This window comes from Piscinibacter gummiphilus (assembly GCF_032681285.1).
In the GTDB taxonomy this organism is placed as follows: domain Bacteria; phylum Pseudomonadota; class Gammaproteobacteria; order Burkholderiales; family Burkholderiaceae_C; genus Rhizobacter; species Rhizobacter gummiphilus_A.
Genome location: NZ_CP136336.1, coordinates 658,215 through 680,965, shown reverse-complemented (window position 1 = coordinate 680,965; position 22,751 = coordinate 658,215). Strand labels below are relative to the sequence as shown.

General features: G+C 66.8%; 23 protein-coding genes. 3 read left to right on the top strand and 20 right to left on the bottom strand.

Annotated features, from left to right (window positions below; genetic code table 11):
* Positions 1–70: 70 nt before the first annotated feature.
* From RXV79_RS03275 to RXV79_RS03230, 10 genes are all read right to left on the bottom strand, one after another.
* The gene (locus RXV79_RS03275; protein WP_316702043.1) at positions 71–1,192 is read right to left on the bottom strand and encodes a TRAP transporter substrate-binding protein; all 1,122 of its coding nucleotides are present in this window, start codon (positions 1,190–1,192) and stop codon (positions 71–73) included.
* Positions 1,193–1,371: 179 nt separating this feature from the next.
* Positions 1,372–2,502 carry an acyl-CoA dehydrogenase family protein gene (locus RXV79_RS03270; RefSeq protein ID WP_316702042.1) on the bottom strand — a complete coding sequence of 377 codons (1,131 nt, stop codon included), beginning with the start codon at positions 2,500–2,502 and terminating at the stop codon, positions 1,372–1,374.
* A gap of 13 nt (positions 2,503–2,515) precedes the next feature.
* Complete coding sequence (gene hisC / locus RXV79_RS03265; RefSeq protein WP_316702041.1) at positions 2,516–3,595, bottom strand: histidinol-phosphate transaminase; 1,080 nt, start codon at positions 3,593–3,595, stop codon at positions 2,516–2,518.
* Positions 3,589–4,254, bottom strand: a complete 666-nt coding sequence (locus tag RXV79_RS03260) for an SDR family oxidoreductase (RefSeq protein WP_316702040.1) — start codon at positions 4,252–4,254, stop codon at positions 3,589–3,591. Before RXV79_RS03260 ends, hisC begins: the two co-directional genes overlap by 7 nt.
* Positions 4,255–5,436, bottom strand: coding sequence for an acetyl-CoA C-acyltransferase (locus RXV79_RS03255; RefSeq protein WP_316702039.1), 1,182 nt, complete (start codon positions 5,434–5,436; stop codon positions 4,255–4,257).
* A gap of 12 nt (positions 5,437–5,448) precedes the next feature.
* A complete protein-coding gene (locus tag RXV79_RS03250) occupies positions 5,449–5,934 on the bottom strand; it encodes a hypothetical protein (protein ID WP_316702038.1) in 486 nt (161 codons plus the stop codon).
* A gap of 14 nt (positions 5,935–5,948) precedes the next feature.
* Positions 5,949–7,802, bottom strand: coding sequence for a bifunctional isocitrate dehydrogenase kinase/phosphatase (aceK, locus tag RXV79_RS03245; protein ID WP_316703969.1), 1,854 nt, complete (start codon positions 7,800–7,802; stop codon positions 5,949–5,951).
* 5 nt (positions 7,803–7,807) lie between these two features.
* Positions 7,808–8,512 carry a carbonate dehydratase gene (gene can, locus RXV79_RS03240; protein ID WP_316702037.1) on the bottom strand — a complete coding sequence of 235 codons (705 nt, stop codon included), beginning with the start codon at positions 8,510–8,512 and terminating at the stop codon, positions 7,808–7,810.
* Between the two features lie 33 nt (positions 8,513–8,545).
* Positions 8,546–9,724 (bottom strand): isovaleryl-CoA dehydrogenase, encoded by a 1,179-nt coding sequence (locus RXV79_RS03235; RefSeq protein WP_316702036.1) that lies wholly within the window; start codon positions 9,722–9,724, stop codon positions 8,546–8,548.
* Between the two features lie 12 nt (positions 9,725–9,736).
* Positions 9,737–10,165, bottom strand: a complete 429-nt coding sequence (locus tag RXV79_RS03230) for a MerR family transcriptional regulator (protein WP_316702035.1) — start codon at positions 10,163–10,165, stop codon at positions 9,737–9,739.
* 320 nt (positions 10,166–10,485) lie between these two features.
* Between RXV79_RS03230 and RXV79_RS03225 the strand changes: the two genes are divergently transcribed.
* Positions 10,486–11,565, top strand: a complete 1,080-nt coding sequence (locus tag RXV79_RS03225; protein WP_316702034.1) for an MBL fold metallo-hydrolase — start codon at positions 10,486–10,488, stop codon at positions 11,563–11,565.
* On the opposite strand, the gene RXV79_RS03220 is transcribed toward RXV79_RS03225, so the two are convergent.
* From RXV79_RS03220 to RXV79_RS03185, 8 genes are all read right to left on the bottom strand, one after another.
* Positions 11,552–12,412 (bottom strand): LysR family transcriptional regulator, encoded by an 861-nt coding sequence (locus tag RXV79_RS03220; protein ID WP_316702033.1) that lies wholly within the window; start codon positions 12,410–12,412, stop codon positions 11,552–11,554. The genes RXV79_RS03225 and RXV79_RS03220 overlap by 14 nt on opposite strands.
* A gap of 7 nt (positions 12,413–12,419) precedes the next feature.
* On the bottom strand, positions 12,420–13,388 hold the full coding sequence (locus RXV79_RS03215; RefSeq protein ID WP_316702032.1) for an MBL fold metallo-hydrolase: 969 nt from the start codon (positions 13,386–13,388) through the stop codon (positions 12,420–12,422).
* A gap of 115 nt (positions 13,389–13,503) precedes the next feature.
* Complete coding sequence (locus tag RXV79_RS03210; RefSeq protein WP_316702031.1) at positions 13,504–14,229, bottom strand: GntR family transcriptional regulator; 726 nt, start codon at positions 14,227–14,229, stop codon at positions 13,504–13,506.
* Between the two features lie 9 nt (positions 14,230–14,238).
* Complete coding sequence (locus RXV79_RS03205) at positions 14,239–15,117, bottom strand: ABC transporter permease (RefSeq protein WP_316702030.1); 879 nt, start codon at positions 15,115–15,117, stop codon at positions 14,239–14,241.
* The gene (locus tag RXV79_RS03200; protein ID WP_316702029.1) at positions 15,117–16,022 is read right to left on the bottom strand and encodes an ABC transporter permease; all 906 of its coding nucleotides are present in this window, start codon (positions 16,020–16,022) and stop codon (positions 15,117–15,119) included. Before RXV79_RS03200 ends, RXV79_RS03205 begins: the two co-directional genes overlap by 1 nt.
* 20 nt (positions 16,023–16,042) lie before the next feature.
* On the bottom strand, positions 16,043–17,047 hold the full coding sequence (locus RXV79_RS03195; RefSeq protein WP_316702028.1) for a porin: 1,005 nt from the start codon (positions 17,045–17,047) through the stop codon (positions 16,043–16,045).
* A 60-nt stretch (positions 17,048–17,107) separates the two neighbouring features.
* Positions 17,108–18,382, bottom strand: a complete 1,275-nt coding sequence (locus RXV79_RS03190; protein WP_413816661.1) for an ABC transporter substrate-binding protein — start codon at positions 18,380–18,382, stop codon at positions 17,108–17,110.
* A 38-nt stretch (positions 18,383–18,420) separates the two neighbouring features.
* The gene (locus tag RXV79_RS03185) at positions 18,421–19,437 is read right to left on the bottom strand and encodes an ABC transporter ATP-binding protein (RefSeq protein WP_316702027.1); all 1,017 of its coding nucleotides are present in this window, start codon (positions 19,435–19,437) and stop codon (positions 18,421–18,423) included.
* Between the two features lie 161 nt (positions 19,438–19,598).
* Between RXV79_RS03185 and RXV79_RS03180 the strand changes: the two genes are divergently transcribed.
* Entirely contained in the window at positions 19,599–20,333 is a 735-nt protein-coding gene (locus tag RXV79_RS03180) for an aspartate/glutamate racemase family protein (RefSeq protein WP_316702026.1), read from the top strand.
* 305 nt (positions 20,334–20,638) lie between these two features.
* Here the strand turns inward: RXV79_RS03180 and RXV79_RS03175 are convergent, their stop codons facing one another.
* Positions 20,639–22,066 carry a wax ester/triacylglycerol synthase family O-acyltransferase gene (locus tag RXV79_RS03175; protein ID WP_316702025.1) on the bottom strand — a complete coding sequence of 476 codons (1,428 nt, stop codon included), beginning with the start codon at positions 22,064–22,066 and terminating at the stop codon, positions 20,639–20,641.
* Between the two features lie 95 nt (positions 22,067–22,161).
* Here RXV79_RS03175 and RXV79_RS03170 point away from each other — a divergent pair, with 95 nt between their 5' ends.
* A complete protein-coding gene (locus tag RXV79_RS03170) occupies positions 22,162–22,416 on the top strand; it encodes an acyl-CoA-binding protein (RefSeq protein ID WP_296723187.1) in 255 nt (84 codons plus the stop codon).
* Here the strand turns inward: RXV79_RS03170 and RXV79_RS03165 are convergent, their stop codons facing one another.
* Positions 22,417–22,743, bottom strand: coding sequence for a polyhydroxyalkanoic acid system family protein (locus RXV79_RS03165; protein WP_316702024.1), 327 nt, complete (start codon positions 22,741–22,743; stop codon positions 22,417–22,419).
* Between the last annotated feature and the right edge of the window lie 8 nt (positions 22,744–22,751).

Here is a 22,751-nt window from a genome sequence, read left to right as displayed (position 1 = left end):
TCGTCCCTGCCAGAAAAACACGAGCAGGGGCGCCGCGGTGTGCAGCGCCCCCGAGGCCGGCGCCGGCCGGTCAGGTCTTCTTCGCGCCCTTGCCGAAGTAGCGGCTGTAGGCCATGTTGAAGTCGACCATGTAGTCGTTCTGCCAGGCCTTGGCGCGCTGCGCGAAGGCGCGCTGCGAGTCGAGCACCTTCTTGAAGAGCGGGTTCTCGCCGCCCTTCTTCTTCATGATGTCGTCCCACGCGTCGAGCTGGGCCTTCAAGATGGCGTCGGGCGTCTTGTAGAACTTCACGCCCATCTTCTTCAGCTCGTCGTAGTCCTTCGAGTTGCGGTCGATGGCCTTCCAGCTCATGTCGGCGCTCGCGGCCTGCACACCGTAGTCGACGATGGCGCGCAGCTCGGCCGGCAGCGCGTCGAGCTTGCCCTTGTTGAAGAGGATCTCGAACTGCTCGCCGCTCTGGTGGAAGCTTTGCAGCATGCAGTTCTTGGCCACGTCGGGGAAGCCGAGCACCTTGTCGCTCGAGGCGTTGTTGAACTCGGCGCCGTCGATCAGGCCACGGTCGAGCGCGGGCACGATCTCGCCGCCGGGCAGCGGGTTCACCGCCGCGCCCATCGCGGTGTACATGTCGACCGCGAGGCCGACGGTGCGGAACTTCATGCCCTTCACGTCGGCCGCCTTGCCGATCGGCTTCTTGAACCAGCCGAAGGGCTGGGTCGGCATCGGGCCGTAGAGGTACGAGACGACGTCCATCTTGATGGACTTGTAGATCTCTTCGAGCAGCGCCTTGCCGCCGCCGTAGTTGTGCCAGGCGAGCACCATGTTCGGGTCCATGCCGAAGGCCGGGCCCGAGCCCCAGAGCGCCAGCGCCGAGTTCTTGCCGTAGTGGTAGGCCACCACGCCGTGGCCGCCATCGAGCGTGCCCTTGTTGACGGCTTCGAGCAGCTGGAAGGCAGGCACCACGGCGCCTGCGGGCAGCACCTCGATCTTGAGGCGGCTGCCGGCCATGTCGTTCACCTTCTTGGCGAAGTCGGTGGCGTACTCGTGGAAGATGTCTTTCGCCGGCCAGGTGCTCTGGAAGCGCAGCGAGGTCGTCTGCGCGTTCGACACCATCGGGGCGGCGAGTGCGCCGGCGCCTGCGGCGGCAGCGGTGGCGGTCTTGAGGAAGCGACGACGTTGCGGTGCGGGTGAGCTCACGTGATGTCTCCTTCGGATGGGGTCTGTGGACCGTTCGATACCCGCCCACTCGGTGCGGGGTGAAGGCCTATCCTAGGGACCGCAGCCCCCTCGACGCTGCTGGAACAAACCCGCGGACGCAACCCTGTGGGAACTACGTAGCCGCAGCGCACCATGCGCCAGCCTGGGTCAGAAAACCGTCAGGCGAGCGCACGCCCGATCAGGATCTTCTGCACTTCGCTCGTGCCTTCGTAGATCTGGCAGACGCGCACGTCGCGGTAGAGGCGCTCGACCGGGAAATCGCTCACGTAGCCATACCCACCATGCACCTGGATCGCGGCGGAGCACACGCGCTCGGCCATCTCGCTCGCGAAGAGCTTGGCCATCGCGGCTTCTTTCAGGCAGGGCTGGCCGGCGTCTTTCAGACTCGCCGCGTGGTGGATGAGCTGGCGCGCCGCTTCGATCTGCGTGGCCATCTCGCTCAGAGAAAACTGCACCGCCTGGTGTTCGAAGATCGGCACGCCGAACGCGATGCGTTCCTTCGCGTAGCGCAGGGCCGCCTCGAAGGCGGCGCGCGCCATGCCGACGCATTGCGACGCGATGCCGATGCGCCCGCCTTCGAGACCCGAGAGCGCGATCTTGAGGCCCTGCCCTTCCTCACCGATCAGGTTGGCCGCCGGCACGCGGCAGTTCTCGAACAGGATCTGCGCCGTGTCGCTCGCGTGCTGGCCCATCTTGTCTTCGAGGCGCGCCACGGTGTAGCCGGGCGTCGAGGTCGGCACGAGGAAGGCGCTGATGCCCTTCTTGCCGGCCTGCTTGTCGGTGACCGCCATCACGATGGCGACGTCGCCGTTCTTGCCGCTGGTGATGAACTGCTTCACGCCGTTGAGCACGTAGTCGCCGCCGTCTTTCGTGGCGGTGGTCTTGAGGCCATCGGCCTGCGAGCCCACGTGCGGCTCGGTGAGGCAGAAGGCACCGAGCAGCGCGCCGCTCGCCAGCGGCTTCAGCCATTGCGCCTTCTGCGCCTCGCTGCCCCAGGCCATGAGGATGGAACAGACAGGGCAGTTGTTGACGCTCACGACCGTCGACGTGGCGCCATCGCCGGCGGCGATCTCCTCCAGGATGAGCGAGAGGCTCAGGTAGTCGAGCCCCGCACCGCCCCACTCGGTGGGCACGGCCACGCCGTAGCAGCCGAGTGCGGCCAGGCCTTTCAATTCGTCGGCGGGGAAGTGGTGCGTCTTGTCCCACTGCGCGGCCTGCGGGGCGATGCGGTCCTGCACGAAGGCGCGCACGGCGTCCTGGATGGCACGGTGGTCGTCGGACAGCAGCATGGTCTGGCCCTCTTCAGTCGTCGGCGAGGATGTTGCGCAGCGCTTCCAGCAGGCGGTCGGTCTGCGCCTCGTCGCCGACGCTGATGCGCAGGTAATCGGCAATGCGCTCCGGTTGCGCGAAGCGCCGCACCAGCACGCCCTGCTGGCGCAACGCGGCGGCCAGCGCCTCGCCGCGGCGCTGCGGGTGGCGGGTGAAGACGAAATTAGCCTGCGAGGGCAGCGTCTCGAAACCCATCGTGTGCAGCGCGGCCACGAGCCATTCGCGGGTGGCCACCACCGCATCGCGGGTGTGCTCGAAATAGGCGACGTCTTCGATGGCGGCGATGGCACCGGCCGTGGCCAGCCGGTCGAGCGGGTAGGAGTTGAAGCTGTCCTTCACGCGCCTCAGGCCTTCGATCAGCGGCGCCTGGCCCATGGCGAAGCCCACACGCAGGCCGGCGAGCGAGCGTGACTTCGACATCGTGTGCACCACCAGAAGGTTCGGGTGCTGCGCAATCAGCGGCACGGCGGAGTCGGCGCCGAAGTCGACATAGGCCTCGTCGATCACGACCAGCGTGTCGGGGCGCGCCATGAGCAGGCGTTCGATCTCCGTGCGCGGCAATGCGCGGCCGGTCGGGGCATTGGGGTTGGGGAAGATGACCGCACCCGCCCCGGCGTGCAGGTAGTCGTCGATGCGCAGGCTCAGGTCGTCGGCCAGTGGCACCGCGCGATACGGGATGCCGTAGAGACCGCAATACACCGGGTAGAAGGCGTAGGTGATGTCGGGGAAGAGCAGCGGGCGCGGCGCGTGGTTGAGCAGCGCCATGAACACATGCGCGAGCACCTCGTCGGAGCTGTTGCCGACGAACACCTGGTCGGGCGCCAGCCCGTGGTGCCCGGCGATCGTCTCGCGCAGCGTGCGCCCGGTCGGCTCGGGGTACAGGCGAAGCGCCTCGCCGACTTCGCCGCGCAAGGCCGCCAGCACGCGCGGGCTGGGCGGGTACGGGTTCTCGTTGGTGTTGAGTTTGACGAGGCCGGCGACCTGCGGCTGCTCGCCCGGTACGTAGGGGACGAGGCCGTGGACCACCGGGCTCCAGAAAGGGCTGCTCACCATGCGATGGGGGTTCCGTCGTGGTCGAAAAACTGGCCGTTGTCGGAGGGTGTGAGGCCGGCGATCACGCGGCGCATGTGGCCCACGCTCACGTCGACTGCGAGGTCGGCGCCCGCGCCGCCCATGTCGGTGCGCACCCAGCCGGGGTGGAAGCTCACGCAGGTGGCCTTGTCTTGCAGGACGATCGACGCGTCTTTCAGCACCGAGTTGACCGCCGCCTTCGACGCGCGGTACAGCCAGCCGCTCGCCGAACTGCGCGGGCCGATCGCGCCCATGCGCGACGACAGCACCGCGAGCTTCGCGCCCGGCGCGAGCGCGTCGGCGATCTGCGGGATCACGCGCATGGGGCCGAGCACGTTGGTGTGCATCACCGTGTCGAAATCGGCCTCGGTGGGCGGTTGCAGACCGCGCGTGCTCGGCCCGTAGACGCCCGCCACGACGATGGCCACGTCGAAGGCCGCGCCTTCGATCTGCCAGCCCAGGCGCGAGGCGCTCTCGGTGCTGGCCACGTCGAGCTGCAGCGCCGTGGCGCCAAGCTCGCGCAAGGCCTTCAGGCCTTCATCGCTGCGTGCGGTGGCGGTGACCTGGGCCTTGTCGGCCCGGTACTGGCGCACGAACTCGAGGCCGATGCCGCGGGAAGCGCCGATGACGAGGATGTTCATTCAGAGCAGTTCCACGCCGAGCGCCGTCGCCTCGCCGCCGCCGATGCACAGCGCCGCCACACCCCGCTTCTTGCCCTGCTTGCGCAAGGCCCCGAGCAGCGTGACCACGATGCGCGCGCCGCTCGCGCCGATCGGGTGGCCGAGCGCACAGGCTCCGCCGTGCACGTTGACGATCTCGTGCGGCAGCTTGAACTCGTGCATGGCCGCCATCGTGACGGCGGCGAAGGCTTCGTTGACCTCCCACAGGTCCACATCCTTTGCCGCCCAGCCGTTCTTGTTGAGCAGCTTGTCGATCGCGCCCACCGGCGCGGTGCTGAACCAGGCCGGTGCCTGCGCATGCACCGTGTGGCCGACGATGCGGGCGACCGGCGCGAGCTTCATCTGCTTCGCCGTCGACTCGCGCATCAGCACGAGTGCCGCCGCGCCATCGGAGATGCTCGATGCGTTGGCGGCGGTGATGGTGCCGTCCTTCTTGAACGCGGGCTTGAGGCCCGGAATCTTGTCGAGCTTGGCCTTGAAGGGCTGCTCGTCGTGCTTCACCACCGTGTCACCGGCCTTGCCCTTGAGCGTGACGGGCGCGATCTCCCAGTCGAAGCTGCCGTCTTCATTGGCCGCCTTGCTGCGTTGGGTGGAGGCGATGGCAAACGCGTCCTGCGCCTCGCGGCTGAACTGGTACTTGGCCACGCACTCCTCGGCAAAGACACCCATCGCACGGCCCCGCTCGTAGGCGTCTTCCAGGCCGTCCATCGCCATGTGGTCGAACATCTGCGCCGCACCGTAGCGCACGCCCTTGCGCGCGAACATGAGGTGTGGCGCGTTGGTCATGCTTTCCATGCCGCCGGCCACCATCACGTCGGCGCTTTCGGCCTTCAGCATGTCGTGCGCGAACATCATCGCGCGCATGCCGGAGCCGCACATCTTCGACAGCGTCACGGCACCGGCCGACTGCGGCAGGCCTGCGCCGAGCGCCGCCTGGCGCGCGGGCGCCTGGCCCTGGCCGGCCATCAGGCAGTTGCCCATCAGCACTTCGTTGACGGCATCACCTGGAATGCCGGCGCGTTCGACCGCGGCCCGGATGGCGACCGCGCCCAGCTCGTGGGCGGCGAGGTTGCTGAAATCACCCAGCATGCCGCCGATGGGCGTGCGGGCGGCGGAGACGATGACGATGGATTCGGTGGACATGGAACTGCTCCTTCACGACAGGATGACCGCGCCGCGCTCCTCCTGCGCGACACGCTTGATGTAACTCTGGAAACCCGGGTCCTCGCCGCGCAGCAAGAGCGGCAGGGCGTTGAAGAAATCGTCGCGGCGGCACCACTCGCGCATGTAGTCGTCCCACGAGTTCCAGCGGCGCTGCTCGGTGGTCGACATGTCGTCCTTCCAGGCCACGAGGTAGGCGCGCTCGAAGAGCGAGATGAGCATGTCGAAGATCACGAGCATGCGCTCGTTCTGCTCGGGCGTGGGGTTGGGCAGCGCGGTGTTGGTGCGCAGCTGCAGGTCGGAATTCGCGAGCACGATCTTCAGGAAATCGTTGTACGCATCCGACAGCAGCTGGTAGCCCTCTTCCTCTTCGTTTTCGCGCTCGCGCCGCTGCTCGAAGAGGAAGACGCCGATGGCGAAGGGCAGGCCCACGACCGTGACCACGAAGCTTGCGAGTTCGAAGAAGTCACGGAAGTTCATGGCTCGAACTCAGGCTAGGCGAGGCTGTTGTCGAGCGCCGAGGGGTTCTCGGGCTGCAACTCGGAGCGGCGCCGCTCCTGCCCGTCGGGTGGCACGCCATCGCGCAGGCGGCGCTGGTTCTTGAAGCGCTTGGCCGGGTCGTAGGGGAACACATCGTGCACGTGGCCGGCCAGGATGCGGTCCTTGTGGCCCTGCCAGAACGCCACGTCGAGCAGGTCGCCGTGGTGCTTCATGAAGACGTCGCGCACCGCCGGGTTGCCGAGCAGGAAGGGGCCGAAGGTCTCGGGGAAGACGTCGTGCTTGCCGACGTGGTACCAGATCTCGCCCGACATCTCTTCTTCCTCGTTGCGCGGCGTGGGCACCTTGCGGAAGTTGCAGTCGGTGAGGTACTCGATCTCGTCGTAGTCGTAGAACACGACCTTGCCGTTGCGCGTGACGCCGAAGTTCTTCCAGAGCATGTCGCCGGGGAAGATGTTGGCCGCCACCAGGTCCTTGATGGCGTTGCCGTATTCGATGACGGCATGCGCCATGCGCGAGGGTTCGGCTTCCTGCAGGTAGATGTTGAGCGGGATCATGCGCCGCTCGATGTAGACGTGGCGGATCACGAGGTCGTCGCCGTCTTCTTCGAGCAGGCTCGGGCAGAAGTGCTTGAGCTCGGCGACGAGCTCTTCCTCGAACCGGGCGCGCGGGAAGGCCACGTTGCTGTACTCCAGCGTGTCGGCCATGCGGCCCACGCGGTCGTGTGTCTTCACGAGCAGGTACTTGCTCATGATGAGCTCGCGCGTGGTTTCCTTCGGTGGCGGGAAGAAGTCCTTGATGACCTTGAAGACGAAGGGGAACGAGGGCAGGTCGAACACCAGCATCACCATGCCCTTGATGCCGGGCGCGATGCGGAACTTGTCGGACGAATGCCGAAGGTGCGCGAGGAAGTCGCGGTAGAAGAGGTTTTTGCCCTGCTTCTGCAGGCCGAGCGCGTTGTAGATCTCGGATCTGGGCTTCCTCGGCATCAGCGAGCGCAGGAACTGCACATACGCCGACGGGATCTCCATGTCGACGAGGAAGTAGGCGCGCGCGAAGCTGAACAGCATCTGCAGCTCGTCTTCGCCGAACAGCATGGTGTCGATCACCAACAAACCCGACGCCGGCGAATGCAGGATGGCCAGCGCAAACGGCGTCTCGTTGAAGCCGTTGATGATCTTGCCGACGATGTAGGCGCCCTTGTTGCGGAAAAAGAGCGAGCTCAGCACCTGCACCTGGAAGTTGGCGCGCGGGCGGAAGTCGCCCAGCTCGCGCGCCACGGCGGTGAGCACGTGGTCGACGTCGCGGCCCAGGTCTTCGAAGTCGCGCGCCAGCTGGAAGTTGTTGACCACGCGCAGCCAGGTGTCGCGCATCGTCTCCTTCGTGGGGTAGTAGGCGCGGTAGGTGGGCTGGAAGGTGGGCTCTTCGTTCTCGATGTACTCGGTGCTGACGGCCGGGCGCAGGAAGATGAAATCGTTGTGGAAGTAGCTGCGGTGCAGGATCTTGGTCGTGACCGAATTGAAGAAGGTCTCGGCCAGCTCCGGCTGGTGGTGGTTGGTGAGCAGGCCGATGTAGTGCAGCTTGACCTGCTGCCACACGTTCATCGAGAGCGTGCTGGCCATGAACTCGGTCTGCAAGCGCTCGGCGCATTCCTCGACGCGCATGTCGTAGAACTCGATGCGCTCGCGTTGCGCGCGCTGCTGGCCGTGCCAGTCGGCGGCTTCGAAGCGCTTCTTCGCCTGGGCGCTCGTCTCGCGGAAGAGCGTGTAGTGGCGGTCGAAACCGTCGAGCATCGCGTTGGCGATGTCGAAAGCGCGCAGGTCGTTCAGCTCCTGCGGGAAGACCGCCATGCGCTTCATAGGGCCCCGTGCGCGGTGACGGGGGCCAGGTCGGACGCCGAGTCGGGCGTGTAGCGCAGGCGCACGTCGGTGATGGCCTTCTCGTACGCGGGCACCGCCTCGTCGGGGCCCGAGACCGTCATGTGCAGGTCTTGCAGAAGACCGTTGTGCAAGCCATAGACCCAGCCGTGCACCACCAGCTCCTGCCCGCGGCCCCAGGCGTCTTGCACGATGGTGGTCTGGCAGGCGTTGAGCGCCTGTTCGATCACGTTCAGCTCGCACAGGGCGTTGACCCGTTGGCTCGCGTCGACCATGTCGAGCCAGTTCTGGTGGCGGTTGCGCACGTCCTGCACGTGGCGGATCCAGTTGTCGGCGAGGCCGACGCGCTGGTCACGCAGGGCCGCGGCCACACCGCCGCAGTTGGAATGGCCCACGACGATGATGTGCTTGACCTTCAGCATGTCGGTCGCGAACTGGATCACCGACAGGCAGTTGAGGTCGGAGTGCACGACGACGTTGGCGACGTTGCGGTGCACGAAGAGCTCGCCCGGCAGGAGACCGACCAGGTCGTTGGCCGGCACGCGGCTGTCGGCACAACCGATCCACAGGTACTGCGGCGCCTGCTGCTTGAGCAGGCTGGTGAAGAAGCCGGGGCTGCGCGCTTCGGTGTCGCGCGCCCAGCGCAGGTTGTTGCCGAAGAGTTCTGAAAGTTCGTTGCTCATATGTTGCAGTGCGCCAAAAGACCCGCCAGTCTGTCACATCGTCTCGGCAAAGAGCTCGCGGCCGATCAGCATGCGGCGAATCTCGCTGGTGCCGGCGCCGATCTCGTAGAGCTTGGCGTCGCGCCACAGGCGGCCGAGCGGGTACTCGTTGATGTAGCCGTTGCCGCCGAAGATCTGGATGCCCTCGCCGGCCATCCAGGTGGCCTTCTCGGCGCACCAGAGGATGACGCTCGCGCAGTCTTTTCGCACCTGGCGCACGTGCTCGCTGCCCAGCGCGTCGAGATTCTTGCCCACGGTGTAGCAATAGGCGCGTGCGGCCTGCAGCACGGTGTACATGTCGGCCACCTTGCCCTGGATGAGCTGGAACTCGCCGATGCTCTGGCCGAACTGCTTGCGGTCGTGGATGTAGGGCACCACGTTGTCCATCACCGACTGCATGATGCCAATGGGGCCGGCGGCGAGCACGGCGCGCTCGTAGTCGAGGCCGCTCATCAGCACCTTGGCGCCACCGTTGAGCGCGCCCAGCACGTTCTCGGCCGGCACTTCCACGTTCTGGAACACCAACTCGCCGGTGTGGCTGCCGCGCATGCCGAGCTTGTCGAGCTTCTGCGCGATGGAAAAACCCTTCATGCCCTTCTCGATCAGGAAGGCGGTGACGCCACGTGCGCCGAGTTCGGGCTCGGTCTTCGCGTAGACGACGAGCGTGTCGGCATCGGGGCCGTTGGTGATCCAGAACTTGCTGCCGTTGAGCAGGTAGTAGCCGCCCTTGTCTTCCGCCTTCAGCTTCATGCTGATGACGTCGGAGCCGGCGTTGGGCTCGCTCATCGCGAGCGCCCCCACGTGCTCACCGCTGATGAGCTTGGGCAGGTATTTCTTGCGCTGCGCCTCGTTGCCGTTGCGGCGGATCTGGTTCACGCACAGGTTGCTGTGCGCGCCATACGACAGGCCCACGCTGGCCGAGGCGCGGCTGATCTCCTCCATCGCCACCATGTGCGCGAGGTAGCCCATGCCGGCGCCGCCGTATTCCTCGCCGACCGTCACGCCGAGCACGCCGAGCGCACCCATCTTGCGCCACAGGTCCATCGGGAACTGGTCGCTCTTGTCGATCTCGGCGGCGCGTGGCGCGATCTCGGCCTGCGCGAAGTCGTGCACGCTCTCGCGCAGGGCGTCGATGTCGTCGCCAAGCTGGAAATTGAGGCCGGGCAGGTTCATGGGGGTCTCCTGTTAACTCTTGCTGCTCTGGGCGAGAAGGCGCTTGGCCTCCTTCTCATGGCTGCGCACCTCGTCGAGCGTGACGTTGAGGTCGGCCATCTGCTGCTCGAGCTGGGCGCGGTGCACGGCCAGCACGGTGAGGAATTTCTTGAGCTGGGGCACGGTGTCGCGCGGCGACTCGTACATGTCGACCAGCTCCTTCACCTCGGAAAGCGTGAGGCCGAGCCGCTTGCCACGCAGCGTGAGCTTGAGCCGCGTGCGGTCGCGCGGGCTGTAGACGCGGTTGCGGCCCTGGCGCTGCGGCTGCAGCAGGCCGCAGTCTTCATAGAAGCGGATGGCGCGGGTGGTGAGGTCGAATTCCTTCGCCAGCTCGCCGATGGTGTAGGTGGTGGTCTGCCCTGCGGAAGGGCTTGAAACCTGCGCGACAGCAGAGGCGGACATGGCTTCCTAGAATGCGCGATCAATTGACGTATACGTAAAGTGTAGCTAAGGGCCTGCTGGCATATGAATCATCCCTTCGTAGCGCCCCCAAGCGGGCGCAATCTAGGCGCAAAGCGGAACCGGGGTAGGGCCCCGGTGAGCATTTGCAACGACGAGTGCGCCCGCCTGGGGGCGCTACCCGAAGGGCCGGGGCTGCAAGGGGCGCATCGCGTCGTTGCAGTCCTTGGCCGGGGGGCGACCCCGGCCGGCGGCCTGCGCCTAGCGCTGCACCCCTTGCAGCCCCGGCGCAGGGATGATTCATATGCCAGCAGGCCCTTGCCATGAATGCTCTCGAACACGAGCTGACTTATCCGTTCGGCGACACCTTGCCAGAACCGGGCACGACGATGGAAGTGGCCCCCGGCGTGCGCTGGGTGCGCATGACCCTGCCTTTCGCGCTGGACCACATCAACCTCTGGCTGCTGCGCGACGAGATTGACGGCCCCAAGGGCAAGGTTCAGGGCTGGAGCATCGTCGACTGCGGCATCGCCAACGACGCCACCCGCGCGTGCTGGGAGCAGGTGTTCGCGAACGAACTGCAAGGCCTGCCCGTGCTGCGCGTGATCGTCACCCACCTGCACCCCGACCACATCGGCCTCTCGGCCTGGCTCACCGAACGCTGGACCACGCCCGAGCACGAGTGCCGCCTGTGGATCAGCGGCACCGACTACAACGGCGCGCGCATGTCGAGCAACCCCAGCGCGAAGGCCAGTGTCATCACGCCCGTCTTCGCCAAGAGCCACGGCATCACCGACCCCGAAGCGCTGCAGATGATCCAGACCCGCGGCGGCCACTACGCGACGATGGTGCCCAAGGTGCCCGATCGGTTCCGCCGCATGGTCGACGGCGACGTGATCCGCATCGGTGGCCACGAATGGCACTGCCACGTGGGCTACGGCCACGCACCGGAGCACATCTCGCTGCACTGCCCCAGCTTAAGCGTGCTGATCTCCGGCGACATGGTGCTGCCGCGCATCTCCACCAACGTGGGCGTGCACGAGAACGAGCCCGAAGGCGACCCGCTCAAGCGTTACCTCGATTCGGTGGAGCGCATGCGCGCCCTGCCCGCCGACAGCCTGGTGCTGCCCTCGCACGGCCGGCCGTTCAAGGGCCTGCACACCCGCATCGACCAGCTCCAGCAGCACCATGACGAGCGTCTGGCCGAGGTGATGGACGCCTGCGCCAAGGCGCCGCAAAGCGCGGCCGACCTGCTCGGCGTGCTCTTCAAGCGCAAGCTCGACCTGCACCAGACCACGTTTGCGATGGGCGAGTCGATCGCGCACCTGCACGCGCTGTGGCACGCCGGCAAGCTGGTGCGCCGGCTGGGTGCCGACGGCGTGCTGCGCTTCAGCCCGGCCTGACGCCGGCCGCCGACACCACCCAGCGCTGGCACGCCGCCAGCACCTGCTGCAAGGTGCCAGCGGCCGGCGCGTGGAACGCGAGGCCGATGTGGCGCCGCACGTCACGCAGCTCGGCGCAGTCGTCACGCACCACCACGCCAGGCTGCGCCTGCACCGCGTGCAGCGGCGCGATCGTCACGCCCACGCCGGCCGCCACCAGGCCCTGCGCCCACTCCTCGCTGTGCACGCGCGCCCGCACCTCGGGCTGCACTGCGCCGCGGCCGAGCGCCGCCTGCCAGCTGTCGCTCATCTCGCAGTGCGTGCGCTCGACGAAGGCCTGGCCGTGCAGGTCGGCGAGTTGCAGCGCTTCCTTCACCGCCAGCGGGTGCTCCTCGGGCACGAGCAGCACGTACTGCTCTTCCCACAGCGTGACGAACTCGGTGCCCTCGTCGGCACAGGTGGCGGCGGTGAGCGCCGCATCGGCTGGCGCCTCGTCGTCGGCCAGGCTCAGGGCGAGCGTGGGGATGTCGCGCCGCAGTTGGCGCAGCAGCGCGCCGGTGCGCTCCACGCTCAAGGACGGCAGCACGCGCAGGGCAAAGGGCAACTCGCCGCCCGGCCGGAAGCTCGCGCTGATGGCCTCGGTGTCGGCCAGCAGCTTGCGCGCCAGCCGGTAGAGGCGCTGCGCCGCGGGCGTGGGCTCCAGGCCGCGGTGCTGGCGCAGGAAGAGGCGCACCTGCAGCTCTTCTTCGATCTGCGCGATGGCACCCGAGATCGCCGGCTGCGTGACGAAGCAGACGCGCGCCGCACCCACCGTGCTGCGCTCTTCGAAGGCGGCGCAGAAGTAGCGCAGGTTGCGCAGGCTCAGCATCGCCCCGTCACTCCTGCACGGCCGGAAAGCGCGGCAGCGTGCGCGCGACATGCTCGTCGTGCGCCGGCACCACGGTGAGCTGCGGGTGGCGCTGCATCAGGCGGTGGATCTGCACGATGGCGCGGCGGTTGTCGGCGTTGTCGTGGTCGAGCTTCACGGCCTTGCGGGTGATCCAGGGCCGGTCGGCGGCGCGCTGCAGGCCCTCGAGCGTCCAGGTCACGTCGCCGGTGAAGAAGTAGCGCCGCCCGGAGGGCAGGTGGACAAAGAGGCCCACATGACCCGCGGTGTGGCCGGCCAGCGGCACCAGCACCACCGAGCCATCGCCGAACACGTCGCGCCGGCCAGCGAAGCCCATGTACGGCTCGGCGATGAAGCTCAGCTCACGCCAGCGCTTCACCCCGCTGAACTGGCTCTGGATGAACGCCGGCGGGTGGCCGAGCGCCGCGTGTTCGCGCTCGGCGGGCTGCATCCAGACCTCGGTGTCGGGGAAGTCGGGCAGGCCGCTCACGTGGTCCCAGTGCATGTGCGAAGGCACGATGGCCATGAGGCTGGCCGCCGCCACGCCGTGGCGGGCGAGCTGATCGGCGGCCGGCTCCTCGGCGCGGTAGCCGAAGAACTCGCGGTCGATCACACCATTGACGGCGAACTGTTGCGCCACCTGGCGGCCGAGGCCGGTGTCGAAGAGCAGCGTGCCCTGCGGGTGGCGCACCAGCACCGCCGAGTGCACCGGCCGGCGCGGCGTGAACCAGCTGCCGCCGGCCACGACCAGCGCTTCGAGCGTGCCGGCCGATTCCCCCGTGCGCAGCACCGAAACCGCAAGCCCCTTCGGTGGGCGCGCCACCGGCCACTCGGCCGGAACGTCGGCCAGGCCCGGCACGGCGGCCGGGTCCAGCGGCCGGTCCTGCCAGGCCAAAAAGGCGGCACCAGCCGCCAGCACGGCAGCGCCGCCGATCACCCACTTCAGCACCGCCTTCATCGACAAACACCCCGTGATGGATAGAAGGCCCGCACGGTAGCGGCGCCGCATCGATCACGGAAATCTTATTTGTCTTTCGTTCGACGATGTTTTTCTTATACCAAGCGCGCCGCGTTCAGGCCGCCGGGCGGTAGGGCTTGAAGACGTCGCGCAGCGGCACCGGCGCACGCGAGGCCGGCTGCGAGAGCGAGCGTTCGATCTCGTTGAGGTGCCGGCGCATCTCGGTGCCAGCCGCCGCGGCCGAGTCGCCCTTGCCGATCACCTGCAACAGGCTCTTGTGGCTGTGCGCCACGCACATCGGCTCGCCGGGGGCCTTGTAGAGCGCCATCAGCAACGAGGTCGTGGGCAAGAGCTCTTCGAGCAGCCTCACGAAGATCGGGTTGCCGCTCATCTGCGCGAGCTTCAGGTGGAACTCGCCAGACAGGCGGATGGCCTCCTGCTTGTTTTGCGACTTGGTGGCACGCGCCTCGGCCTCGACGATCTGCTTCAGCTCGGCCAGCTGCGCCGCGCTCAACCTGCCCACGAGCCGCCGCGCGACCTCGCACTCGACCACACGCCGTGCATCGAACACATGCTCGCCGTCGCGGCGCGTGGGCTCGGGCACCTGTGCGCCGCGGTTGGGGCGCAGCACGATCACGTTGTCTTGTGCGAGCTTGTGCAGGGCCTGGCGCACCAGGGTGCGCGAGACGGCGAAGGTCTCGGCCAGCTCCTCCTCGCGCAGGCGGGTGCCGGGGGCCAGGCGGTGGTCGACCACGGCGGCGTAGATCGCGTCGTAGACGCGGTCGGCGGCCATCACGGGGCCGGTTTCGTCAGTCTCTGTCTTGCGCGGACGGCTGGGCATGCGGCATTGTCACGCGCGCACGGGCTGGCGCTTGAGAAGGCGGATGAGCAGCAGCGTGCCACCCATCACCGCAAACGACACCACGGTCGTCACCGTGCCCAGCGCATAGATCGCCGGGGTGGTGACGGTGCTGGTGAGGCCCTGCAACTCGAGCGGCAACGTGTTCACGTCGCCGATGGCCTGCGAGGTGCGGGCGATCTCGTCCCAGCTGAGCGTGAAGCCGAACATGCCCACGCCCACGAGGCTCGGGGCGATGAGCGGCAGCACCACGTGACGGAAGCTCTGCCAGGGTGTGGCGCCCAGGTCGTCAGCCGCTTCTTCGTAGGCCGGGTTGAAGCGGTTGAAGACGGCCAGCATGATGAGCAGGCCGAAGGGCAGCGTCCAGGTGAGGTGCGCGCCGAGGGCCGAGGTATAGAGGCCCATCGCAGTGCCATAACTTTCGAGCCAGCTGCCGAGGCCGATGGTTTCGAGCCCGCTCTTGAGCAGCGTGTCGATCAGGCGGAATTGCAGGCCGATGCCGAGCGACACCACGATCGACGGCATGATGAGGCTGGCCACCGAGGTGTAGAAGAGCAGGCCCGAGCCCTTGAACTTCTTGCGGAACGCGAGGCCTGCGCCGAGCGAGAGCAGCACGGTGCACAGCATCACCACGATGCCGAGTGCCACCGAGCGGCGGAAGGCGGCGGCGATGTCGACCACGCCCATGCCTTCCCACAACTTGGCGAACCAGTGGAAGGACACGCCGCGCATCGGGAAGGTGAGGCCCCCCTCCGGACCCTGGAAGCTCAGCACGAAGATCGTGAACATCGGGCCGTAGAGAAACAGCACAAAGGCGCCGAACACGGCCGCGAGGGCGTAGAAGCTGCCGGGGCGCTTGCCTTCCTGCATCACAGCTCCTTTCGGATGTCGACGAGCTTCGTGAGCCCCCAGATCATCATCAGCGTGACGATGAGCAGGATCACCGCATTGGCCGCCGCCATCGGGAACTGGAGGTAGCTCGTCTGCACCTGGATGATCTTGCCGACCGAGGCGATCTGCTGCCCGCCCATCACGCCGATGGTGACGAAGTCGCCCATCACGATGGTGATGACGAAGATGGAGCCGATGACGATGCCGGTGCGGCACAGCGGCACGATCACGTTCCACACCGTCTGCCAGCCGGTGGCGCCGTTGTCGCGGGCGGCTTCGAGCAGCGCGCGGTCGATGCGCATCATCGAGTTGAAGATGGGCACGATCATGAACATCGTGTACAGGTGCACGAAGGCCAGCACCACCGAGAAGTCGCTGAAGAGCAGCCACTCGATGGGCGTCTCGATGACGTTGGCGCCGATCAGCGCCTGGTTCACCACGCCGTTGCGCCCGAGCAGCGGCACCCACGAGATCATGCGGATCACGTTGGACGTCCAGAACGGGATGGTGCACAGGATGAAGAGCAGCGTCTGCGCGCCCACCGAGCGCACATGGAAGGCGAGGAAGTACGCGACCACGAAGCCGATCACGAGCGTGATCAGCCAGACGAGGAAGCAGAACTTGAGCGTGGAGAGGTAGGTCTTCAGCGTGACACACAGCTCCGAGGTGGAGCCGCAGCCGTTGAAGACCTCGATGTAGTTCTGCGCGGTGAAGGCGGGGATCAGCTCGTAGTCGGTGGCGCGCCAGAAGCTGACGATCGCCACCAGCACCAGCGGCAGCACGAGGAAGAGCACGAAGACCAGGGTGAACGGCGTGGCCTGCGCCCAGGCCGAGAGCCCGCCGCGCGGCCTCTCGGCTTGGGGCGGTGAGGTAGGGGTGCTCATCAGGCCCGCCGTGTCAGGTGTCAGAACGAATGGCTGAGGCCGAGGGTGAAGACGTTCTGGCTCTTGGCGCCCGCGGCCAGGCCATAGAAGCTCTCGGTGGCCGTGCCCTTGTTCTTCATCGCCACCACGTTGGCATTCACCTGCGTGCGCTTCGAGAGGTTGTACTTGCCGAGCACGCGGAAGAAGTGCGAGTCGTTCGACGAGCTCTTCAGGTCACGCGCCACATAGTCGACCGACACCGCAGCGGGGCCGAAGCCGAAGTCGGCGCCGATGTCGTAGGCCGCGGCCTTGTACGCGCCGGCCACCAGCGAGTAGTCGTCGTACTCGTTGTCGGCGCTCGAGTAGCCGCCGCGCACCGTCACCGAGCCGATGCTGTAGGCCACACCGCCGCTGGTCAGCTTGTTGACCAGGCCCACGCGCTTGGCCTCGTGGTAGGTCAGCCCGGCCTTGACGGGGCCTATGGCGTACACACCGCCCACCTCCACGGTGCGCGGCGTGGTGGAGCTGCCTTCGCCTGCACCGACCAGGGCTTCGACCGTCAAGCCACCCAGGTTCGGCGACACGTACTTCACCGAGTTGTTCACCAGGTCGCTGGTGAAGCCGAAGCCGGTGAAGTTGAAGACCGCGAAGCCGCCGAAGACGAAGAAGTTGCCCAGCATGTCGTCGTTGATGTTCCAGTGGCGGCCGGCCGTCACCGTGCCCAGCATGCTGCTGGAGAGGCCGACATTGGCACCACGACCCCAGAACGGCGCGCCAGCCGCGCCGGTGTCAGGCCCGATGGCCGATTCGAGGTTGAACACGGCGGACAGACCGCCACCCAGGTCTTCGCTGCCCTTGAAGCCCAGGCGGGCCGGGTTCACACGCCCCGGCTCGATCTTGTTGACCTTGCCGGTGGGCGTGTTGGTGGCATGCACGTAGTCGGTGGAGACGATGCCGTAGACGGTGACGCTGGATTGCGCCTGCGCGAGGCCGCAGGCGGCGAAGGCCGCGACGGTGAGAGCGGAGCGAGCGATGTTGGATTGCACGATGGTTCCCTCAAGAAGTACTTTGTGGTGATGATGTTTTTGGGGCGAGCGGAGCGACGGTCAGGCTGCGACGAACTCGTTCCACTTTTGGACCATGTAGGCGTTCTCATCCATGATCGCGTTCCAGCAGGCGATGCCGCCCATGCGTTGCTCATAGCTGCCGCCGTCGCGCACGCTGCCGGCCTTGGCCAGGAGGTCGCCGTTGGGAGACTTGATGTCGCTGGTGGCCGGCTTGCCTTCCATCCAGTAGGCCCACTCGTACGGCTCCATCTTGGCCTTGGCCGTCTCGAGCACCGCGCTGTAGTAGCCCTGGCGATTCAGGTACGCACCGGCCCAGCCGTCGAGGAACCAGTTGATGAACTCGTAGACGGCGTCGGCCTTCTTGCCCGTCACACTCTTGGGCACGCCGAAACCCGCAGCCCAGGCGCGGTAGCCTTCCTTCAGCGGCTGGAAGGTGCAGGCGATGCCCTTGGTGCGCACCGCGGTGACGGCCGGTGACCACATCGACTGAATCACCACCTCGCCCGAGGCCATCAGGTTCACGCTCTCGTTGAAGTCCTTCCACAGCGCGCGGAACTGGCCCGCCTTCTTGGCGTCGATCAAGGTCTTGATCGTGAGGTCGATCTCCTTCTTGGTCATGTTGCCCTTGTCGGGGTACTTGTAGATGCCCGCGGCCTCGACCACCATCGCCGCGTCCATGATGCCGATCGACGGGATGTTGAGGATCGCCGCCTTGCCCTTGAACTCAGGGTTCAAGAGCTCCCTCCACGACTCGATGGGGCGCTTGATGAGGTCGGGGCGGATGCCCAGCGTGTCGGCGTTGTAGACGGTGGGGATCAGCGTCATGAACTGCGTGGGGCTCGCCGCGAACGTCTTCGCATCGGGCTTCTCCACGTACATCACCTTCTTGGGCGCGGTGCCCTGGTCACCCACCTTCTTGCCCGCGACCTCGCCCTTGGTGAAGAGCGTGGTGATCTTGTCGGCGTTCTTGATGCGCTTGGTGTCGATGCCGAGCAGGTTGCCGGTGGGCAGGATCTTCTTGAGCGAGAAGTACTCGGTGTCGATCAGGTCGAAGCTGTTGGGCGCGGTGACGGCGCGCTTGGTCACGTCGTCGGTGGTGACCGGGATGTACTGGATCTTGATGCCGGTGTCTTTCTCGAACTTCTCGGCGATGGCCTTGTCCTGGTTCACCGCGGTGCCGAGGTAGCGCAAGGTGATCTTTTCCTGGGCGTGCACGAAGGGGAAGCCCATCGCGCCGCCTGCAGCCACGGCGCCTTTGAGCAGGGTGCGGCGGGTGGCGTCGGGTTGGGCAGTCTTGTCTTGCGGGTCGGACATGGTCAGGGCTCCTTGATCGGGATGTGGGGGAAGAAAGGTCAGGCGCTGGGTTGCAGCGCATGGGCAGCGTGCGGCAGCCACGAGACATGCGCCGTGTCGCCCGGCTGCCAGGGCGCGGCGTCGAACTCGGCATCGGGCAAGGTGGCCGTCCATTGCGCATCGGCCTTCTCACCCTGTGCGCCTTGCGGCACCAGGCTCAGCTGCACGTAGGTGCCCTGGTATTCGATGGCCTTCACGGCGGCGGGCCGCGTCGTGCCACTGGCGCTGCGCGTCAGCTGCATGCGGTCGGCACGCACGGCGATGGGGCCCGCCTCGGAGGCGATCACGTTGTGCGCGCCCATGAAGCGCGCCACGAACTCGGAACGCGGCGCATTGAACACCTCGCGCGGCGAGCCGGTCTGCTCGATGCGGCCGTGGTTCATCACCACCACCTGGTCGGCAAGCGCCATCGCTTCTTCTTGCGAGTGGGTCACGTGCACGAAGGTGAAGCCCAGCTCCTGCTGCCAGCGCTTGAGCTCGGCGCGCATCTGCACACGCAGGAAAGGGTCGAGCGCGGAAAGCGGCTCGTCGAGCAGCAGCACGCGCGGTTCGGTCATCAGCGCGCGGGCGAGTGCCACCCGCTGCTGCTGCCCCCCGGAGAGCTCGCTCGGCAGGCGCGCGAGGTAGGGCGTCATCGAGACCAGCGCCAGCAGCTCCTTCGCCCGCGCCTGGCGCTCAGGCACGGGCTTGCCGCGCATCTTCCAGCTGAAGGCCACGTTGTCGAGCACCGAGAGGTGCGGGAAGAGCGCGTAGCTCTGGAACATCATCGCCGTGCCACGGTCGGCGGCGGCGCTGTAGGTGATGTACTTGTTGCCCAGCAGGATCTGCCCGTCGCTCGCCAGCTCGTGGCCCGCGATCATGCGCAGCGTCGAGGTCTTCCCGCAGCCCGAGGGTCCGAGCAGGCAGCAGTAGCTGCCCGACGGGATGGTGAGGTCGATGCCATCGACCGCCACGGTGTTGCCATAGCGTTTGACGAGCGAGGTCAGCACCAGGGACGAGTCGACGGCGGGTTTCATGCGGCGACCTGTATGCAATGCATGTGCCATGCCTCGCGGCCCCTCGATCGCCCTTCTTTGGGGCAATGGCCGCAGCAAACCTGGGCTCAGCTCTTGCTGAAGCTCAGGCCCCGCTCCAACTTTGTATACAAAGTGGTGCGACGAGACGCAGGAGACGCCCCATGAAGATTCAAGTCATCAACCCCAACACCACGGCCGCGATGACGGCCAAGATCGGCGAGGCCGCACGCGCCGTGGCCGCGCCCGGCACCGCGATCGACGCGGTGCAGCCCAGTTTTGGCGCGCCTTCCATCGAAGGGCACCACGACGACGTCTGGGCCGCCGCCGGGGTGGCCGAGCAGGTGCGCGCAGGTGAAGCGGCGGGCGCCGACGCGCACGTCATCGCCTGCTTCGGCGACCCGGGCCTGCACGCCGCACGCGAGCTCTCGCGCGGGCCGGTGATCGGCGTGGCCGAAGCCGCCTTCCACTGTGCCTCGATGCTTGCCACCGGCTTCTCCGTCGTCACCACGCTCACCCGCACGGTGGTGATCGCCGAGCACCTTGTCCTGCATTACGGCTTCGAGCGCCGCTGCCGCGGCATCCACGGCACCGACATCGCGGTGCTCGAACTCGACGACCCGGCGAGCGATGCCTATGCGCGGATCCTGGCGTCCTCGCGCGAGGCCCTCATCCACGACCGCTCGAGCGCCATCGTGCTGGGGTGTGCGGGCATGGCCGACCTGTGCAGGCGATTGCAAGGCGAACTGGGGGTGCCCGTCATCGATGGCGTGGCGGCGGGGGTGAAGCTGGCCGAGGGCTTGGTCTCGCTCGGGTTGGGAACCAGCAAACGTGGGGACTATGCATCGCCGTTGCCGAAGGTGTATGCGGGGCTGGCTGCGCCCTATTCGCCGGCCTGAGCAGACAAGGGCCAGGGGCAAGCGGATTCCTCCGTGTCCCCCGCGTTTGACTGCTCCCGCAGTCAAACGCTCCTCCTTTACCTGCGGAATCCGCTTGCCCCTGGCCCTTGTAGTCAATCACTGTGCCTCGCCGTCACCCACACGCACGGCACGGTGCGTCCCGCCAAGGGGATGGGGTGGGTGAATTCCGCAGGTAAAGGAGGAGCCCGTTCACCACGGGAGTGGTGAACGGGCGGGGGACACGGAGGAATTCACCCACCCCATCCCCTTGGCGCCGCAAAGAACGACGCAAGCCAGCCCCAGCATCACTCCCAAGGCAACATCAAAGTCACCAGCAGCAGCCGCTGAAACTCCGGCTCGAAGCGCTCGATGATCTTGTGCGGATCGGGGCACATCTGCGCATCGGTGATGAGCCCGAACTGCACCCCACCGCCGTAGCTCAGGATCGACACCCCCACCCCGATCTCACCCGATTGCGGCACCCAGAACATCACCTGCGAGAGTGTCGAGCCGCAGATCTTGAGTGGTGTCCCCGGCCCCGGCACGTTGGTCATCACGGCGGTGGCCTTCTTCGCGAAAAGGTTGAGCAGCGCGTCCTGCATCGGCTTGATGAGCAGGCCCGCCACCGCCAGCACCGCAAACGCCAGCAGTGGCTGGTAGCTGCCCTTGAGCTCCTGCATGCGCGCCCGCACCGCGTAGACGCGCTCGATGGGGTTGACGATGCCGATGGGCAGCACGAGCGGCACCAGGCCGAACTGGTTGCCGAGCTTGTAGGCCTTCTCCAACGGGCGCAGGTTCACCGGCACCATGGCGCGGATCTCCTTGCCGGTCGTGTCTTCGCCCTGCTCGCGCAGCCAGCCGCCGATGGCGCCGGCCACGCAGGCGAGCAGCACGTCGTTGACCGAGCAGCCGAGGCCCTTGCCGATGGCCTTCACCACGTCGAGCGGAATCGGCTCGCCCCAGGCCACGCGTTTGGTGCCGATGGGCTTGCCCTTGAGTTGCGTCGGCGAGTCGTCGGGCATCAGGAGCATCGAGGCGGCGTCCGACACCACCTGCGCCCCCATGCGCGCCAACTCCACCGTGCCTTGCAGCGGCTGCTGCGGGTTGGCCAGCATCTCCACCGACTTCGCCATGCCGCTGCCGGTGAGGCCGATGGCCTTGACCGTTACGTCGGCGAGCGGTCGCATGATGGCTTCGGCGAACCAGTCGAACTCGGCGCCCTCTTCCTTCTCGCGCTTCTTGCGCTGCGGCGGGTCGCTGCCGCCATCGGTGATCGACAGCAGCACCGAGATCAGCGCGATGCCGTCGGCGATGCAATGGTGGATGCGCGCGATGAGCGCGCTGCCGCCGTCGTAGTGCTCGATGAAGTGAAACTGCCACAGCGGCCGCGTGCGGTCGAGCGGGCTCGTGCAGAGTTCGCCCACCCGCTCCTGCAGCGCCTCGCGCTCGCCCTGGCCGGGCTTGCGGTTGAGCTTCTCCAGCCGCACGTGGTGCGTGAGGTCGACCTCGGGCACGTCGACCCACAGCGCGCCCATCGCGTCTTCGACCACCTTCTGGCGGAAGCGCCCGTACTTGAGCAGCCGCTCCTGCACCCGCTCCATGAGCGCCGCATGGCGGATGCCGGGCTCGATGCGCCACACGCCGACGATCATCATCAGGTTGACGTCGTTGTCCATGCGCAGCCACGCGGTGTCGACCCGCGACATGCGTTCGGCGCTTGCTGCTGCAGCCATTATTGGAGCCCTTCTTCTAGTGATGCGGCGCACGATGCTGGGTAACATCCGCCCCGTCAATGCCCGCTAATACCGAACCCTCATAGGAGACCGCCATGTCCGATCTGCAAGCCCGCTTCGAGAAAGCCCGCGAGGAGTCGAAGAACCTGCCCGAGCGCCCCGACAACATGACGCTGCTGCAGCTCTACGCGCTGTACAAGCAGGGCAGCGTGGGCGACGTGGAAGGCAAGCGCCCGGGCTTCACCGACATGGTGGAACGCGCCAAGTACGACGCCTGGGCCATGGCCAAGGGCAAGTCGAAGGAAGAGGCGATGCAGGCGTACATCGACCTCATCGAAAGCCTGAAGTAACTATTTCTTGGCGGCCTTCTTGGCCGCCGGTTTTCCACCGGCCGCGAGCAGCGCATCGAGGTTCTTCTCGATTTCGCTCTCGATGGTCTTGCTGAACGCACCCAGCAGGAAGCCGAGCTTGGCCGTGAGGTCGAAGTGATCGGGGGCGACGATGAGTTGCCCATTCACCCCGCTGCGCTTGAACTCCACCGTGTCGGAGAGTTCGCCTTCGAGGATGGTGCACTCCATGTCGAACTTCTTCTCGGCGTCTTCCGCCCACTTCAGGGCGACCTTGCGCGCCTTGGCGAGACCGAGCGTGTGCTCGCGGTGGATCTTGATGTCGGGCATGTGCGTTC